The sequence below is a fragment of the Segatella copri genome, assembly GCF_024330485.1.
Taxonomy (GTDB): Bacteria; Bacteroidota; Bacteroidia; order Bacteroidales; family Bacteroidaceae; genus Prevotella; species Prevotella copri_L.
In genome coordinates this window covers 1-17,001 of record NZ_JANDWX010000011.1, presented here as the reverse complement: position 1 = coordinate 17,001, position 17,001 = coordinate 1, and the positions used below count along the sequence as shown (strand labels likewise).

Annotated in this window: 14 protein-coding genes; 6 read left to right on the top strand and 8 right to left on the bottom strand. The window is 46.4% G+C overall.

Features of this window, described 5'->3' with window-relative positions; translation table 11 throughout:
- Positions 1-44: 44 nt before the first annotated feature.
- The 8 genes from NNC77_RS07915 to NNC77_RS07880 form a co-directional block, all read right to left on the bottom strand.
- Positions 45-503, bottom strand: coding sequence for a lipocalin-like domain-containing protein (locus tag NNC77_RS07915; protein ID WP_117727982.1), 459 nt, complete (start codon positions 501-503; stop codon positions 45-47).
- A 20-nt stretch (positions 504-523) separates the two neighbouring features.
- Positions 524-2,104 carry a capsule assembly Wzi family protein gene (locus NNC77_RS07910; RefSeq protein ID WP_254970383.1) on the bottom strand — a complete coding sequence of 527 codons (1,581 nt, stop codon included), beginning with the start codon at positions 2,102-2,104 and terminating at the stop codon, positions 524-526.
- A gap of 137 nt (positions 2,105-2,241) precedes the next feature.
- A complete protein-coding gene (nqrF, locus tag NNC77_RS07905) occupies positions 2,242-3,516 on the bottom strand; it encodes an NADH:ubiquinone reductase (Na(+)-transporting) subunit F (protein WP_089542481.1) in 1,275 nt (424 codons plus the stop codon).
- An 18-nt stretch (positions 3,517-3,534) separates the two neighbouring features.
- A complete protein-coding gene (gene nqrE / locus NNC77_RS07900) occupies positions 3,535-4,158 on the bottom strand; it encodes an NADH:ubiquinone reductase (Na(+)-transporting) subunit E (protein WP_006848996.1) in 624 nt (207 codons plus the stop codon).
- 1 nt (position 4,159) lies between these two features.
- Positions 4,160-4,786 (bottom strand): NADH:ubiquinone reductase (Na(+)-transporting) subunit D, encoded by a 627-nt coding sequence (locus NNC77_RS07895; RefSeq protein ID WP_006848995.1) that lies wholly within the window; start codon positions 4,784-4,786, stop codon positions 4,160-4,162.
- Between the two features lie 12 nt (positions 4,787-4,798).
- The gene (locus NNC77_RS07890; RefSeq protein ID WP_089542478.1) at positions 4,799-5,401 is read right to left on the bottom strand and encodes an FMN-binding protein; all 603 of its coding nucleotides are present in this window, start codon (positions 5,399-5,401) and stop codon (positions 4,799-4,801) included.
- Between the two features lie 18 nt (positions 5,402-5,419).
- Positions 5,420-6,577, bottom strand: coding sequence for an NADH:ubiquinone reductase (Na(+)-transporting) subunit B (locus NNC77_RS07885; RefSeq protein ID WP_254970384.1), 1,158 nt, complete (start codon positions 6,575-6,577; stop codon positions 5,420-5,422).
- 82 nt (positions 6,578-6,659) lie between these two features.
- Positions 6,660-8,015: a Na(+)-translocating NADH-quinone reductase subunit A gene (locus tag NNC77_RS07880; protein ID WP_118064478.1), complete on the bottom strand. Its 1,356-nt coding sequence runs from the start codon at positions 8,013-8,015 to the stop codon at positions 6,660-6,662.
- Between the two features lie 352 nt (positions 8,016-8,367).
- On the opposite strand from NNC77_RS07880, the gene NNC77_RS07875 reads away from it, so the two are divergent.
- The 6 genes from NNC77_RS07875 to NNC77_RS07850 all read left to right on the top strand — a co-directional run.
- Positions 8,368-12,567, top strand: a complete 4,200-nt coding sequence (locus tag NNC77_RS07875; RefSeq protein WP_254970385.1) for a translocation/assembly module TamB domain-containing protein — start codon at positions 8,368-8,370, stop codon at positions 12,565-12,567.
- Between the two features lie 1,179 nt (positions 12,568-13,746).
- A complete protein-coding gene (locus NNC77_RS07870) occupies positions 13,747-13,959 on the top strand; it encodes a DUF4248 domain-containing protein (RefSeq protein ID WP_006846744.1) in 213 nt (70 codons plus the stop codon).
- Positions 13,960-14,144: 185 nt separating this feature from the next.
- Positions 14,145-15,296: a PDDEXK nuclease domain-containing protein gene (locus tag NNC77_RS07865; RefSeq protein ID WP_200758046.1), complete on the top strand. Its 1,152-nt coding sequence runs from the start codon at positions 14,145-14,147 to the stop codon at positions 15,294-15,296.
- A gap of 257 nt (positions 15,297-15,553) precedes the next feature.
- Positions 15,554-15,901 (top strand): ORF6N domain-containing protein, encoded by a 348-nt coding sequence (locus NNC77_RS07860; protein ID WP_234699073.1) that lies wholly within the window; start codon positions 15,554-15,556, stop codon positions 15,899-15,901.
- A 158-nt stretch (positions 15,902-16,059) separates the two neighbouring features.
- Complete coding sequence (locus NNC77_RS07855; protein ID WP_254986871.1) at positions 16,060-16,698, top strand: hypothetical protein; 639 nt, start codon at positions 16,060-16,062, stop codon at positions 16,696-16,698.
- Positions 16,699-16,757: 59 nt separating this feature from the next.
- A partial coding sequence (locus NNC77_RS07850; RefSeq protein ID WP_254971972.1) for a hypothetical protein occupies positions 16,758-17,001 on the top strand: 244 nt, incomplete at its 3' end.

The window sequence follows — 17,001 nt, the reverse complement described above, 5'->3', positions numbered from 1 at the left end:
ATACCCAAAAAGCCCCCGGTGCTACATGCATCGAGGGCTTTTTTTCAGAATTTTCTGAACCGCAATCTCAGGGTTTTACTCTTCAGTTGCATCTTACCTCCGGTCATTACCTCCTTGGCAAAATGCTCATTCAGATGATTGATGCCACAGCTACGCAAAGAATCATTCATTTCTGTTAAAAGTACATCGCCTCCATAATCTTCATGCCATTTATTACGATAAACAGATGTAATCAGCAAACTGTCGGAGGTTTGCTCAAAACGCAGATAAAATCCTCTACCATCACCAAAGTAATCATAATCAGCAACCTGAATCAACTTATACTGGCAGCCCCAGAACACGCGCTTATCTGCAAAGTTACAAGTACCCCCTGTAGCTAAAGTATCTACCTGCTCCAGATGCCAGAAACCATCCAAATCACCATTCTGGCTTGTTTCTACCTCACATGAGCTTAGAGTGAGCATCATAACAGCAAGGGAAAGCACCCCTATTATCTTTTTCATATTTTCTATCTTATCGATTATTATTTTCTTTTCGTCAGCAAGCCTCTTTTGCTGATGGTTATCTGCATACCGGCATTATGTCCCAGCATCTTTTCGCTACCGAAATCCATCGCATAGCCTGCCTTTATCTGCCACTGATGCGGGAAATCGTAATGGGCCTCTACCAGAAAGCTTACATTATGATGCTTTTTTGTAAACGGGTTGCTATATGTACCCCAACCTTTCTGATAGGTGCCTAATATACGATAGCCCAACCGCTGTGTAGGCTGACCATCAAAACCCAGATGATAAGCTATGAAGCGGTTGTTTCTGATATCAATATATCCGTCGTTATTATAAATAGGCGAACGGTAGAGTGGATTTCCTATCACCTGGCCCCAATGCTGCCATCCTGGATAGATGCTGTGGTTATAATAATCATCAGTACCCGCTATATGGTCTGCGATACCCGATGTACGGTCATGATTGTACGGACCACTCTGATATTTGGTATAGAGATACTCCAGCACCACATTTTTCAGCCAGCGTGAATACTTCAGATTCAGTTCGAAGCCCAGCATGATATCCTTCAACGAATACATGAAGAAACGGCGTTTTACTTTCTTATTCCAGTCTGCGCCCTCACCATATCCATTATAGTCGAGGAGAAACATCTGGCTGTGGTCTTCGAAATAATGATCGGCATAGATGGCAGCTTTCCAACTGTCAGTGTCATAATTGATACGCATCAGCCAACTGCCCAACTGGTTGCCGGCAACATTGGCATAAGCCCCTTCTCCTGCATCAGAGCCCGTTGCCGACAGCGCATGCCAGAAGCCTTTCAGATTTTTCTCGGTAGGAATCTGTTCCATACTGTCACCTATTGGACGATATGCATTGCCACCAAACTGAGCAACCATTTCCAAGCCCATTTCTATGCTGAGCGGACAGAAAGCATTCTCGTTTCCGATACGCAGAAAACCTGCTTTGCTGTGATAGAGCATGTGGTCACAATATTTAGTCTGCCGTTTCGTAAAATCATGCTGCCAGCCATCATCCGTAGTCATACCATAAGCCAGATGACCTTTCAGTTGCAGCCAGCCTCTACCAAACGGAAGCGTCCAATATTCAGGAAGCGCCAGACGAACCTGAGGTATCGGACGGGCATTGATACCCAGACACTGGCTACCACTGGAGAGCGACTGGTTTTTTAGCTCCATCGGATATTCCTTGGCACCTGCAGTCAGCACACCATAAAGCCAGCGGGCCTCCACATAAGCCTGCTGCACCACTACATGGCTGGTATAGTTTACCGGTACTGCCACATCTACTCCATATCCTACAGCCCAGCGGCGGGCAGAATCTGCAGAAAGCGGACGAACCAGACTACCTCTGAGATAGCCGTTATTCTTCTCTAAAGAACTTAATCCATGTTTGTTTGCGTTAAGCCACAATGGGGTTTTACCTTTCGAAAACGACCCTTGCATCTCAACACCATATTGTATATCTTCCCGAAGATCTATCTTCTCCGTGCCATCCTCCTCTTGCCACATATACTGTGCCATAGATGGGGCTGCCAGACTGCAAAGGGCAAAACATACACCTACCTTTATCTTATTCATAATTAAATCTATACTTTCAAGATAAAAACGTAATTATCTCTATTATATTGTATATATTCAGAAAAATAAAAAAAAGAGCAACACTTGCCTCTCATTTTTTTGAGAACAAGCATTGCTCTTTTGATTGAATTATCGTTTTATCCGAAGTTATCGTACATGATGCTCTCAGGATCTACTCCGAGAGAATCCAGATAATCCGTTACGGTCTTGATCAGCATTGGAGGTCCGCAGAGATAGTACTCGCAATCCTCTGGTGCCTCATGATCCTTCAAGTAGGTATCACGGATGCAGTTAACAGCAAATCCCTCGTAGTACTTCACGCCCTGAGCATCTGCCACTGGGTCCTTGCGGTCCAATGAAAGATGGAAGTGGAAGTTAGGGAATTCCTTCTCAAGCTCCCAGAAGTCTTCCAGGAAGAATGCCTCACCCAACGCACGCGCTCCGTAGAAGAAGTGCAGCTCACGATCTGTTGTGTGCAAAGTCTTGGTCATGTGCATAATCTGCGCACGCAATGGAGCCATACCGGCACCACCACCAATCCAGATCATCTCCTTGCCTGATGTGAAGTTAGGATGGAAGTCTCCGTAAGGACCACTCATCATTACCTTGTCGCCTGGCTTCAATGAGAAGATGTAAGAAGAAGCGATACCTGTAGGTACGTTCTGGAATCCAACCTGTGGACGTGGCAAGAATGGAGTTGTGGCGATACGGACAGTAAGAGTGATGATATCACCCTCGTCAGGATAGTTCGCCATAGAGTAAGCACGAACGGTAGGCTCTGGATTGTGAGCCTTGAGAGAGAATATGTTGAACTTCTTCCATGCTCCGATGTACTCCTCGCCAATGAGATCCTTGTCGAAGTCCTTGTCGTAATCGATGCAGTCGTATGCAGGAATCTTGATCTGAGCGTAAGAACCCGGAACGAAGTCCATGTGCTCGCCTGGAGGCAGAGCCACCTTGAACTCCTTGATGAATGATGAAACGTTCTTGTTGGAGATAACCTCGCACTCCCACTCTTTCACGCCCATCACACTCTCAGGCACCTTGATCTTCAGGTCGCCCTTCACCTTGCACTGGCATCCCAGACGCCAGTGGTCCTTAATCTGCTTGCGGGTGAAGTGAGGCTTCTCAGAATCGAGAATCTCGCCGCCGCCCTCAAGCACCTGAACCTTACACTGGCCACAGCTTGCCTTACCGCCGCAGGCAGAAGGCAGGAAGATGCCGTTCTCATTCAGCGTAGTCATCAAACTGCTGCCCTGAGGCACGTTGATGGTCTTGTCGCCATTGATTTCGATATTTACATTTCCGCTAGGGCTCAGATACTTCTTAGCCACGAGCAGGATGATAACCAGCAGGAGAATCACCACGAGGAAAACTCCGATACTAGCCAATATAAATGATGTATTACCCATATCTATAGTCCTCCTATTTTAGATTTTCAAGCCTGAGAAGCAAAGCATAGCCATTGCCATGAGGCCTACTGTGATAAATGTGATGCCGAGTCCCTGCAATGGCTTTGGCACGTCGCAATACTGCATCTTCTCGCGGATGGCTCCCATCAGCACGATGGCAAGAGTCCAACCCAGACCGGAACCTACGGCATAAACGATGCTATCCCATACAGAGGTAATAGCCTGAGTATTGGTAGGCTCCATCAGGATGCGCTGCTGCATGAAGAGCGATGCACCCATGATGGCACAGTTTACGGCAATCAATGGCAAGAAGATACCCAGCGCTGCATAGAGCGATGGTGAGAACTTCTCTACAATCATCTCTACCAGCTGCACGATACCGGCGATGACGGCGATGAAGAGGATGAAGCTCAGGTAAGTGAGGTCAACACCCAGAATGCCATCGGCGCTGAGCACCTTGGTCTGCAACAGGTAATCTACAGGCACGGTGATGAGCAACACGAAGGTTACTGCCAAGCCCAGGCCCAAAGAGGTCTTCACGTTCTTGGATACTGCCAAGTATGAACACATACCCAGGAAGTAGGCGAAGATCATGTTATCGACGAAAATCGAACGGAAAAACAAACTTATTGCGTGCTCCATCTTACTTCTCCTCCTTATAAATATAGGCACGATGTACCCAGATTACACATCCAACGAGAATCAATGCCATGGCTGGCATGGTCATCATACCGTTGTTAACATATCCGAAGTTGTAAGCTCCCTCCGGTATCAGCTGGAAACCGAGCAATGAGCCGCGGCCCAGAAACTCACGAACAGCACCCACAATCACGAGGATGAGGGCGTAACCCAAACCATTACCTACACCATCGAGGAATGAAGGCCAAGGCTTGTTCATCATGGCGAACGCCTCCAAGCGACCCATCAGAATACAGTTAGTGATGATCAGACCCACATACACAGAGAGCTGCACGCTCACGTCGTAGGCGAAAGCCTTCAGCACCTGGCTCACGATGGTAACCAGGGCAGCAACTACCACCAACTGGACGATGATACGGATGCGCTGAGGGATGGTGTTGCGGATGATGGAAATAATTACGTTAGAGAATGCCGTGATGATAGTAACGGCAAGTCCCATCACAATGGCTGGCTTCAGCTGGGAAGTAACAGCCAGGGCACTACAGATACCAAGCACCTGAACGAGGATAGGGTTGTCGCCGTTCAGTGGCTTGATGAATGCCTCCTTATTTTGTTTACTAAATAATGCCATAATTTCGCTTAATTATTTAATGAATTTAGCAAGACCTTCCTTGAGCATTGCATCCACACCATCGGATGTCAATGTAGCACCGGTAACGGCATCTACATTGTTAGGGTCGCCGGCAGGAGCGTCTTTCTCAACGCCCAGAGCGATGCCCTCTACTCCATCCTTGTGAATCTTCTTGCCCTGGAACTTCTGCTGCCACTTCAGGTTGTCCTTGATTTCAGCACCAAGTCCGGCAGTCTCGCCTTCGTGGTTGAAATATACGCCATAGATGGTGTTGTTGTCGGCATCCACGGCGATGAAGCCTGAAATGCCGCCCCAGAGACCCATACCCTTTACAGAGTAAACGGTCTTCTTCTGACCATCAATCTCGCACTCGTAATACTTCATGCCGTCCTTCTCCTTCTCGTCCTTCACCACCTCTTTATATTTGGCAGCCGCAGTAGCGTTGTCAAGGTCGCGCAGGTTCAGCGAGTTGAGAATCTGCTTCTGAGTATCAAGAGCCACGTTGGCATCCTGTGTTGCCTTCAGCGAAGAAGACACGAACGCGAGCAGGAATGCCACGATTACCACGATGATAACCGAATAGATAATAGTATAGCTATTTGAATTTGTCTTCATATCTACATTCCTCCTACATTATTTAATAGCACGTTTAGCACGGCGTGAGATGTTGCCCTGAACTACACAGTAGTCGATGAGTGGAGCAAACATGTTGCCGAAGAAGATAGCGAGCATCATACCCTCTGGATAACCTGGGTTCATCACACGTACGATAACGGCGATGGCACCGATGAAGAATCCGTAGAAGTACTTACCCTTCTCAGTACGGGCTGAGGTTACAGGGTCGGTAGCCATGAATACGGCACCGAAGCAGAAACCACCGAGAATGATGTGCTCATACCAGGCGATAGGTGTCATGCCGAGAGCCTGGAAGATAAGCGCCATCACGATGCCGCCTGCGAATACGCTGCCCATGGTCTTCCATGATGCGATGCCTGTCCAGAGAAGGATGATGGCACCGATGGCGATGGCGATGACTGAAGTCTCACCGATACAGCCAGGAATGAAACCGATGATAGAATCGCAGAGACTAGCTGAAGGCATGCTGCCCTGAGCCAGCTGTCCGAGAGGAGTAGCAGCTGTGAAGCCATCAGGCAGGGTGTTACCCAGACCGAAGATAGCATCCTTAGCCACCCAGACCTTATCACCACTCATAGCCAATGGATATGAGAAGAAGAGGAACATACGGGCACCCACAGCCACATTGAAGATGTTCATACCGGTACCACCGAAGATCTCCTTGCAGAAGATAACTGCGAAGGCGCACGCCAGAGCGAGCATCCACAGCGGTGTAGAGATAGGAATAATCAATGGGATGATGATACCGCTGACGAGGTAACCCTCCTGGATTTCCTCGTGCTTCCACTGAGCCCAGGCAAACTCGATGCCGAGACCCACGATGTAGCTAACCAGCAACTTAGGGAGGACAGCCAGGAATCCGAAGCCGAAGACCTCGATGAAGCTGGCAGCATCCAGTGTACCTGCAGCCTTGAAATTCTGGTATCCCACATTATACATACCGAAGAGCAAAGCAGGAATCAGGGCGATTACCACAAAGCTCATGATGCGCTTCGAGTCGATTGAATCGTGGATGCTGGCTCCGCTCTTCGCTGTCGTATTTGGCACGTACAGGAAGCTCTCAAAACCGTCAAACACGCTCTCGAAGGCATGCAACTTACCTCCCTTCTGGAAGTTAGGCTTTATCTTATTGAGATAATTTCTTAATGCACTCATTATTATAATAATTAATAGTTAAGAGTTTATAGGGGTTTAGCAGCATTGCTATCAACTATAAACTGTCAACTGTAAACTAAAACTAAGCGTTCTCCTTGCGCAGGGTATTCAAGCCCTCGCGTACAATCTTCTGCAATTCGAGCTTAGATGAATCCACGAACTCAGCCACAGCAAAATCTTCAGGACTTACCTCGTAGATACCGAGCTGCTCCTGCTTGTCGATATCGCCGGTGATGATTGCCTTGATGAGATACTCACCATAGATGTCCATCGGGAGCACCTTGTCATACTCGCCGCTCATGATCATGTGGCGCTCGCCACCCTTCACACGGGCATCGAGATTATACTCCTTCTTCTTGCCGAAGAGCCAGGAGAGATATGAACGCGATGTAGAGAACTGATCGGTACGTGGAAGAATCCAACCCAGCATCTCGTCGTTGTCATCACCCTCTGGGATGGCTGTAATCTCTGATGTATGACCACCTACAAAATCGGCTGTAGTCGTCTTTACACCGGTAAGAGGATTACCATTGATAAGTCGCACATGGTCAGTAGCTTTCAGCTGATTGGCTACAAAACTGCTTAAAGGTGTACCTACCAATACTTCAGCATAGCCAGGAGTCTTGATTTCACTACCAGCCACAGCTACAGTCTTGTGCAAATCAACCTTACCTGTCAGGAAGAGTCTTCCGAAGAAGATAACCGATGCTGGATCTACTGTCCAAACCACCTCGCCCTTGTTAACCGGGTCGATGTTGTTCACCTGTACGCCTACATTACCTGCTGGGCAAGGACCGTCGAATACATTGAGTTCTACGTTCTTAGCCTCGCCGAGCGCATTGCTGTGCTGGTCAACGCCAACACCAAGATAAGTTTTCGCAATCTTGCTCAAGGCTGTCAAACCCGTCTGGAAAGCCTCTTCGTTGCCTTCGAGTTCTACCTCAAAGTCGGCTGCGAGCGGCATGTCGCGGAGGGCAGAAACGAAAATTGCCTTAGGCTTGGTGTCGGGAGTTGTGGACACAGCATAAGGCAACTGGTTGATGTATCCGAAGAGACCAGCCTCAAGCAGCGCCTGCTTGACAGCCTCACCGTCTAACGCATCAACGTTTTTCTTACCAAAATCCGTAGAGGTCTGTACTGCGTCGGCCTTCACCTTCACGCAGAGCACCTTTCGGCGCTCACCTCTCTCAATGGCGGTTACTTCTCCGCTCACTGGCGAGGCAAACTTCACCTCCGGGCAAGCCTTGTTCACAAACAAGGCATCTCCGGCATTGACATGATCGCCCTCGCGTACCACTACCTTAGGAGTCACACCCACGAAAGCCGCAGGAACCAGCGCATACTCGCCAGCCTGAGCCACCTGGAGCGTTACATCCTTGGAAGCCTTACCCGTAAGGTTAATGTCCAAGCCTTTACGTAACTTAATTACATTTGCCATAACTACATTAAAAAATATTAAATATAAATTTACTAATCACTTCAAGATATATGCGTCAGCGCCCTCATCAAGACGCTATACTGGCCATCTGCCATAAAACATATATTTTATCTACTTCTATGCTGAAACTTCTAACGTGCTGCAAAAATAGTGAAAAAAAGTGATATAAAAAAGAAAAATTGTGTGAATTATTCGATTTTATGCCGATTTTTCCGTAATTTTGTCGCAAAATTCAAATTAGTAACATTTTTGTAAACTAGAGAAAGCAACTCTGAAACATTTAAAACATATCATCAATAGCATTATATGGACGCTGGCTGCTGTCTATTTCTTGCTTGTCGTACTGTTGCACGTGCCACCAGTACAGGCCTTCATCGGCTCTGAAGTAGCCGGTGCACTGGCTCAGAAATTCGGCACTCAGGTAAGTATCGGAAAGGTGAATCTGGGCTTCTTCAACCGCATTATCATAGATGACGTGATGATGCTCGACCAGAAGGGCGACAGCATGATCTGTGCTTCGCGCGTATCGGCAAAGCTCGATTTCCTGCCTTTGAAGGATGGCAAGATTTCGGTTTCATCTGCCCAGCTCTTCGGTCTCAATGCCAACATCTACAAGCAGGATGCCAAGAGCCCGATGAACATCCAGTTCGTGCTCGATTCGCTGGCTTCGAAAGATACCACCCGCCATACTCCGCTCGACCTGCACATCGGAAGTCTGATTATCCGGCATGGTGCCGTTGCCTACAACCAGCGCGATATTGCACCTAAGCCGGGCGTCTTTTCGCCGCAGCATCTAGGCATCACCGACCTCTCTGCCCACATTATTCTGAGCCATCTCACCGACAGGGATATCCATTTGGCTGTCAAGAAGATAGCGCTGAAAGATAAATCAGGACTTCAACTCAGAAATCTGAGATTCAAACTCGATGCCGACCAGCAGCAAGCCCAGCTCAGAGACTTCAGCATCGAGCTTCCTCATTCGCAATTGCAGTTTGACGACCTGCGCGCTACCTACCGCATCGAGAACAAGCATATCGTAAAGCCTACACTCCAGTTTCAGGGCGGCATCAAGCCATCCGTCATCACGCTTGCCGATATTGCCTGCTTCGTGCCTGAACTCCGCAAGTTCAAGGATGCCCTGCAGCTTCATCTCCAGTTTTCGGGCACCAGTACATCTGCCCGCATCCATAACCTCGAATTCAAGACTCAGAGCGGCAGTCTGCTGCTCAGGGCTAACGGCCGTGTGAGCGATTGGGACCGCCTTCTGCGCTGGAAGGCAAACATCTCAGCCCTCAAGATATCAGGCGATGGCATCGGAGAGGTTTCCAGAAATCTGGGCAAACGCATCAGCATTCCGAAAGAAGTGCTGCGCTTGGGCGACATATATTATATAGGTGAAGTATATGGTGCTGGCAAGAAGGCAGGCACCCGCGGCCAGCTGAAGACCGGCGTGGGCGAAGTAGCCATCAAGGCCGAAAAGGCTGGCTCCGAGCTCAAGGCTAGCATCAACACCCAGGGCATCAACCTGGGCCGAATCCTCGACAACGGGCAGTTCGGCATCCTGGCAGCATCGCTTTCGGCTCACGGCAACAAGCAGCATTTCTATGCCAAGGGCAGCATTCCGCGCTTCGATTTCAACAAGTACAGCTACCGCAACATTCAGATAGACGGAAGCTATAAGCAGGGACTGGTAGAGGGACTCGCATCCATCGCCGACCCTAACGCCAATATCCAGGTAGAAGGCTCCTACTCCATCCCGCGCAAACAGTATGCAGCTACTGCCCATGTTCAGCATCTGCTGCCAACCATCCTGGGACTGAAGGTAGCCGACAAGACCTACAGTCTCGATGACATCACCGTAAGCGCCAAGAACCAGGGCAAGGACAGCTATTTCGACCTCGAAGCCCCGTTCGCCAGCATCCATGTTGACGGAGAGTACGATTACGCTACCCTCACCAAGAGCTTCACCAACCTGGTAGCCAGCAAACTGCCTACCCTTCCGGGCATCGGCAAGGTAGACAGGAGTGCGAAGAACCATTTCACCTTCCAGGCAGAAATCACCTCTACCGAGATACTGCAGCGCATGCTGGGCATTCCGCTGCAGATAGAGCAGCCCGTCTTTGCAGATGGATTCATGAACGATGCCGAGAAAACCGTCAACATCTATGCCAGCGTGCCTGACTTCAGCTATGGCGGCAAAGACTATCATGGAGCCAAAGTGCGACTGCATACCATCAACGATTCGCTCAAGGTAGATGCGCAGATCAGGCAGGGCAAATGGGGCGATAACGGACCGGGCATCCACGTAAAGGCAGCCGCTGCCGACAACCAGCTCTTCGCCAAGCTCTTCTACAACAACCATTCGGCTAAGCTCCCTATCCAGGGCATCATCGATACGAGGGCGCAGTTCTTCAAGAACGAAGATCAGGTTTCTACCGCCCACGTAACCATACACCCGTCTGAAATCAGAATCGACGGCACGCCGTGGGAAGTTCATCCTGCCGACATCATCTACAGCAAGAACCGCCTGCTGGTAGACCATTTCGCCGTGAGCCACGACCAGCAGCACGTCATCGTTTCCGGTCTTGCTACACCCGAGAAGACCGATTCTATCGTAGCCGACCTGAAGGATGTGGATGTGGCATACGTGCTGAACCTCATCAATTTCCATTCGGTAGATTTCACCGGCAAGGCTTCGGGCAAGGCTATCATCAAGAGCCTCTTCAACGACCCTGATGCCTACGCCCAGCTGGACGTGAAGGAGTTTACCTTCGAAAACGGACCGCTCGGCGTGCTCCATGCTGGTGTCAACTTCAACAAGGAGCTTGAACAGATTGATATTCATGCAGTTGCCGACGATGGTCCGGAGCATCAGACGCTCATCAACGGATACGTCTCGCCTAAGCGTAACTATATCGACCTGGGTATCGATGCCCAGGGCACCAGCATGAAATTCCTCGAGAATTTCTGCGGCAGTTTCATGAACCAGGTAGAAGCCTGGGGCGATGGCCATCTCAATGTGGTGGGCGATTTGAAGAACATCAATCTTGTGGGCGACCTTACCGCTCACGGCAAGGTGCACCTCAAGCAGCTCAACACCGATTATACCTTCGATGCGCTCCATGCCCACGCTATCCCAGATGATATCCTCATAGAGAATGATACCATCTTCGACCGCAACCGCAACATAGCCATCCTGAGCGGAGGCATCCACCACAAGCACCTCACCAGGCTGAGCTACGACCTCGATATCAAGGCGCACAACTTCCTGGGCTTCGATACCCGCGAGTTTGGCGACAACACCTTCTATGGCACCATCTATGCCACGGGCGAGGTAGGCATCCACGGCAAGAGCGGCGAAACCGTCATCGATATCAACGCTGAGCCCGAACCGGGCAGCATCTTTGTATATAATGTGGCAAGTCCGGACGCCATCAGCGACAAGAGCTTTATCCACTGGCACGAGATTGTGCCGGATATCATGGACAGCCTGAACGGGGCTCCAACCACGAAACAGAGAGAGGATGACATCGATTTCGAATCGGATATGCGCATCAACTTCCTCGTAAACACCAACCAGAACCTCACGCTCAAGCTGATCATGGACGAGCAGTCGGGCGATTACATCACCCTGAACGGAGATGGCGTAATTCGCGCCAACTACTTCAACAAGGGCTCGTTCGACATGTTTGGCAACTATGTGGTAGACCACGGCACCTACAAGCTCACCATCCAGAATCTCATCAAGAAGGAGTTCGAGTTTATGCCGGGCGGCACCATCGCCTTCGGTGGCAACCCATACAACGCCCCACTCAACCTGCGGGCTAAATATACCGTAAACGGAGTGCCGCTGAGCGACCTGCGCATAGGCCGTTCGTTCTCGGGCAACAACATCCGCGTAGACTGCCTGATGGACATCACCGGCACGCCTCAATCGCCTAAGGTAGATTTCTCTATGGACCTGCCTACGGTTAACAGCGATGCGAAGCAGATGATCTACTCTATCATCAATTCTCAGGAAGAGATGAACCAGCAGGTGCTCTATCTCTTGGGCATCGGCCGGTTCTACGCCCAGACCAACAACAACCAGGTGAGCGAGGACGGCGAACAGCAGAGTCAGACTTCGCTGGCGATGCAGAGCCTGCTGAGCGGCACCATCTCGCAGCAGCTGAACACCGTACTTTCCAACGTGGTGAAGAGCAACAACTGGAATTTCGGTGCCAACATATCTACGGGCGATGAAGGTTTCAACAATGCCGAATATGAGGGCATTCTGAGTGGCAAGCTGCTCAACAACCGCCTGCTCTTCAATGGCCAGTTCGGTTATCGCGACAATCCGAATGCCACGCAGAGTTTCATCGGCGATTTTGACCTTCGCTACCTCATCTTCCCTAGCGGCAACCTCGCCATACGCATGTACAATCAGACCAACGACCGCTATTTTACGCGCAACAGTCTGAACACGCAGGGTCTCGGCCTCATCATGAAGAAAGACTTCAACGGCCTCCGCGATTTCTTCGGCATCAAAAAGAAGAAGAAGAAAAAGAAATAAAAGACAAAAAAAGAGGGTGTGTCATAACCAGATGACTCACCCTCTTTTTATTTTCAGAACTTTCGCATGTGGGGAAGTTAAAGGAAGTTAGGGATAAGTTAAGGGACAAATGTCCTAAGTTTAAGCTAGAAGACTATTGTCTCTTAACTCCTTAAAATTCTTTAACTTCTGAACTTGCGAAACCAGAATCTAATATGCGAAACTTCAAGTTTTCTGCGTTAATATTTGTTTAAAAACCAGTCCTTTTTCGGTATCGTTAACTTCTTTTATCAGATAATTGCTTAACACAACATAAGACGTGATTCCCTACCCCACTCGATTTTTCAAAGATTTCAGCAGTAAGAAAAGAGGAAAAAGTGGACCTCTAAAAAAAGGCACCCATTTCGGAACCAAAAAAAAACGCTTAAAATATGTAAAAATGGGCTGAATTCTTAAAATATGTTTATAAAAAGCGAAAAACACCCTTCACCACCCTTCACCCGTAACTATTTGACACACAAAACCTTAATTAAAAAGGTGAAGGGTGAAGGTTTGAAAACTCTTTTTTATATATACGCGCGGCAAGGAAAAAAATCCGTTTTTTCATTTTTCTGATTATCTGGTTTTTCCAAAAATCCTAAAAAAAAGAATATAATATAAGATTTAAAATATACCCTTCACCCTTCACCTCGTCACTTTTCCGATGTTTCGCTTCTTCACTACTTCTTCTTCAAAATACCCCAACAAAAATGGGCGCAAAAATGCTGCGTTAAAAACTTTAACCTAGGCTATTCTTTGTGAAAAGCGAGTCCCATAGGACTCGCCGCCTAAGTAAAACATTTTGTATACCTTCGCAACATGAAAAAAACGATAAAACCAGATACTGGTATTACTGCGATGAAGTGGACAAGAGAACGGCAGAGGACATCAAGCACCGGCTGCCCTGCATCACACACCCAGCGTGCAGCTCAAGGGAAACTCCAAGAAACTGACTGACTTCAGGAAGGAAACCTATTGGCTGATGCCGATAAGTCGCCCGAGAATCTCCCATTTTAGGAAATTCTGCTTCGGAGATATTTTTTTATCTTTCGGAGATATTTCCGTATCTTTCGGAGGGATTTTCTTATGAATCGGAGAGATTTTATTCTACCAGGCAGAAGAAAGAAGCAACTGACAAAAACAGACTAAAAAGAACAAATTATGATAGAAGACAGAAGTTACGGGAAGGCGGAGCTCGCCATGCTCTACTTTCCCACCGCTACCCCCAGGGTAGCGCTCAACCGGCTGGTGAGATGGATCAACCGGTGCCCCGAGCTCAAGCAGAGCCTCTGTTCGGGTTACGCCGGCAAGTTTTCCCACTTCTACACCCGGCAACAAGTAGCAGAAATCATCGAATTTCTGGATGAACCATAAAAAAATCACCCTGGAAGGGAATGCATACAACACACTATGCATATCCCTTCCATGGTGAGTTTAATAAAACTACAATCACAGCAATAAAACTATTAATTTTACGTTCTTTTCAAAAAAAGGATTGTGCAATAGTGACTTAAAGGCTAAAAGCACTACCTTTGTAAATAATATCAAAACAGAGTATAATGGAAGAAAACAATATAACAGTAGATAAAGCTGTCCAAACCATAAAAGGGGCAATTTTGCGAGCTCAAGCACAGGCGAGCCAGTCAAGTAATGCCATACAGTTGTCTTTATATTATGGTATAGGGCGTTATGTGTCTATCAATTTACAGCAAGCACATTGGGGCGCAAAAGCTCTTGATACTATTAGTGAGAGATTGCAGCGTGAATTGCCAGGATTAAGAGGCTTTTCTTCAGGCAACTTGAAGAAAATGCGTATCTTCTATGAGGAATGGCAATGCCTTTCAATTGGTTCGCCATTGGCGAACCAATTACAACAGTTTGAAAATAAGATAGAAGATGGTGTTGAAATAGGAGAAAAGACACTCCTTTGTATTAACAGACCTATAGAGTCAGCAGACTTGCATATAGAGGATTTTGTGGGCATTAGTTTCACTCATCATATGGAAATTTTGCATAAAACTACCACTTTAGATGAGCGCATCTACTATATACATCAAGTGAACCTGTATCATTGGAACAAGTACGTATTACGGAAATACTTATCAGATGACCTATATCACCATCAAGGCAATATGCCTAACAATTTTCCGAAAGCGATACCAGACATTAAGCAATCAATGAAAACAATATCAATGTTTAAGGATGAATATTTGCTTGATTTCATCAATACTGAAAATTTGGGACTGGAGATTGAGGACATTGACGAACGTGTAGTTGAGCAAGAAATTGTAAGAAACATGCGCGATTTCATTCTTCAATTCGGAAAGGATTTTATCTTTATGGGTAACCAGTATCGTGTCGTACTTGAAGGAGAAGAAATGTTCATAGACCTTTTGTTCTTTAGTCGAGAACTTGCAGCAATGGTAGCCGTGGAACTAAAATACGGTAAGTTCAAACCTTCATATTTGGGACAACTATGTACATATCTACAAGCGTTAGACCTTACTGTAAAAAAGCCACACGAAAATCCTTCTATTGGTATTGTTTTATGCAAAGAAATGAACAAGGCTTTTGTTGACATTGTTGTAAGGAACTACGACAGCCCAATGGGAGTAGCAACATATAAAACCAAACAGGATATGCCTGAAGAATTACAGAAGGCTTTGCCTGATTTGGATAAGATGAAAGATCTGTTTTGCAAATCGTTGTAAATGTGTATTCACATTTTATAAAATACGTATTAAGGAGTAAGGCTATAATGTTCTTACTCCTTTTTTCATTTGTACAACGAGTGAAGCGATTAATAAAAGTGCAATCACCGCAATAATACTATTGATTTTACGTTCTTTTCAAAGAAAGGGGTTGTGCAATAGTGACTTAAAGGCTAAAAGCACTACCTTTGCATACAATAATAAGTAACAACACGTTTAAGGTCACAATTTGTGACCTTAAAAATAAAGATAGAAATATGGCAGATATAACGGAAAAGACAGTTAATGGCGAACTGGTCACAAATCGTGACCAGTTGGTTGGTGTTGACAATATAGAGCCTCTAATAAAAATCATTAGAGGACAACAAGTTATGCTTGACCGTGACCTTGCCACACTTTATGGCGTTGAAACAAAGCGTCTTAATGAGCAAGTAAAACGTAATATTAAACGATTTCCAGAAGATTTCATGTTTCAATTGACCAAGGACGAATGTTTAAGGTCGCAAATTGCGACCTTAAACGAAGAATCCGACAAGCGTATAGAAGATATGCACCGATTGATGTTGAAACATTCCGTTTATCACATGACCGCTTCCTTTGTATAGACGATGATGTATATCACATAGGTGCATCCATAAAGGACTTGGGCAAAAAGTGGTTTGGTTTCTCCAAGATGGAGATACTTACACCAGACGAATTGGTGGAAAGGATCAATAGAGAGTAATCGATACGCAATATTTCAAGAATATAAAAATTACGAATTATGAAAAAAATACCATTTATAATGATTGTAGTTTGGGGAATAGCGGTATTATGTACACTATTCTTGAGTTCATGCAAGCGACCAGAGGTCTTAGACAATAGTACTCTTGTAAATAGCGCAAGAAACGTGGCTTTGACCTTTGGTCCTGCGTATGTTCCATTTTTTAAAGAGGCTAACGTATCGGATATTCAAGTTTTTAAAAAGAAGGATTACGGAGGAGACAGCCGCCCTCAAATAAGAAAACAGATAGGAAGAAAGTTCTATACTGTAACTTTTACATATGATAGTACTGCCGTTAAATTTGATTTTGGATTTGCAGCAAGAGTCAGAATATGGAAAGATACAGGGGAACCATTAGATGTTATATTTGGTAATGGTTGGGGAAGAAATTTTTTCTTTTTAAGTTTTAAGGAACAAACAGATCATTCTGCAAATGACTATGAGAAAGTGGCTTCTGACTCTATTGTTAAAGTACCATTGCAAACTGTACATGAACCAGAGAGTATTTGGAATTCCAATGCTGACAACAAACAAGACAGCCTATCAACGAGAGACTTTTCATCCTATGGCTTTGTGGAAGACAAGGAGTCGTTGATTGTTTTTTCTGTAAATTTCGAAAAAAGTTGTTGTTTTGCTTAGTTTTTTGATTCCCTCAACTGTATATACAGTATATGGACTATAAAAACAGAGAATAGGCTATGAGTAAATATCTGATAAGTTTGATTTTGCTTTCGGTGATAAGTATAGGCGTTTCTGCCCAACGTATCACTCGACAATATAATAATGTGTCATTTTCTGCGGCATTAAAGGATTTGAATGCCAAACAGGATAAGTATGTCATCAACTTTGTGTATGACGAGTTGGAGGATTTCAAGGTGACAAAGAACATCAAAAATGAAAGTGTTCCAGATGCCATCATGAACTTGATTGGTTTTTACCCTA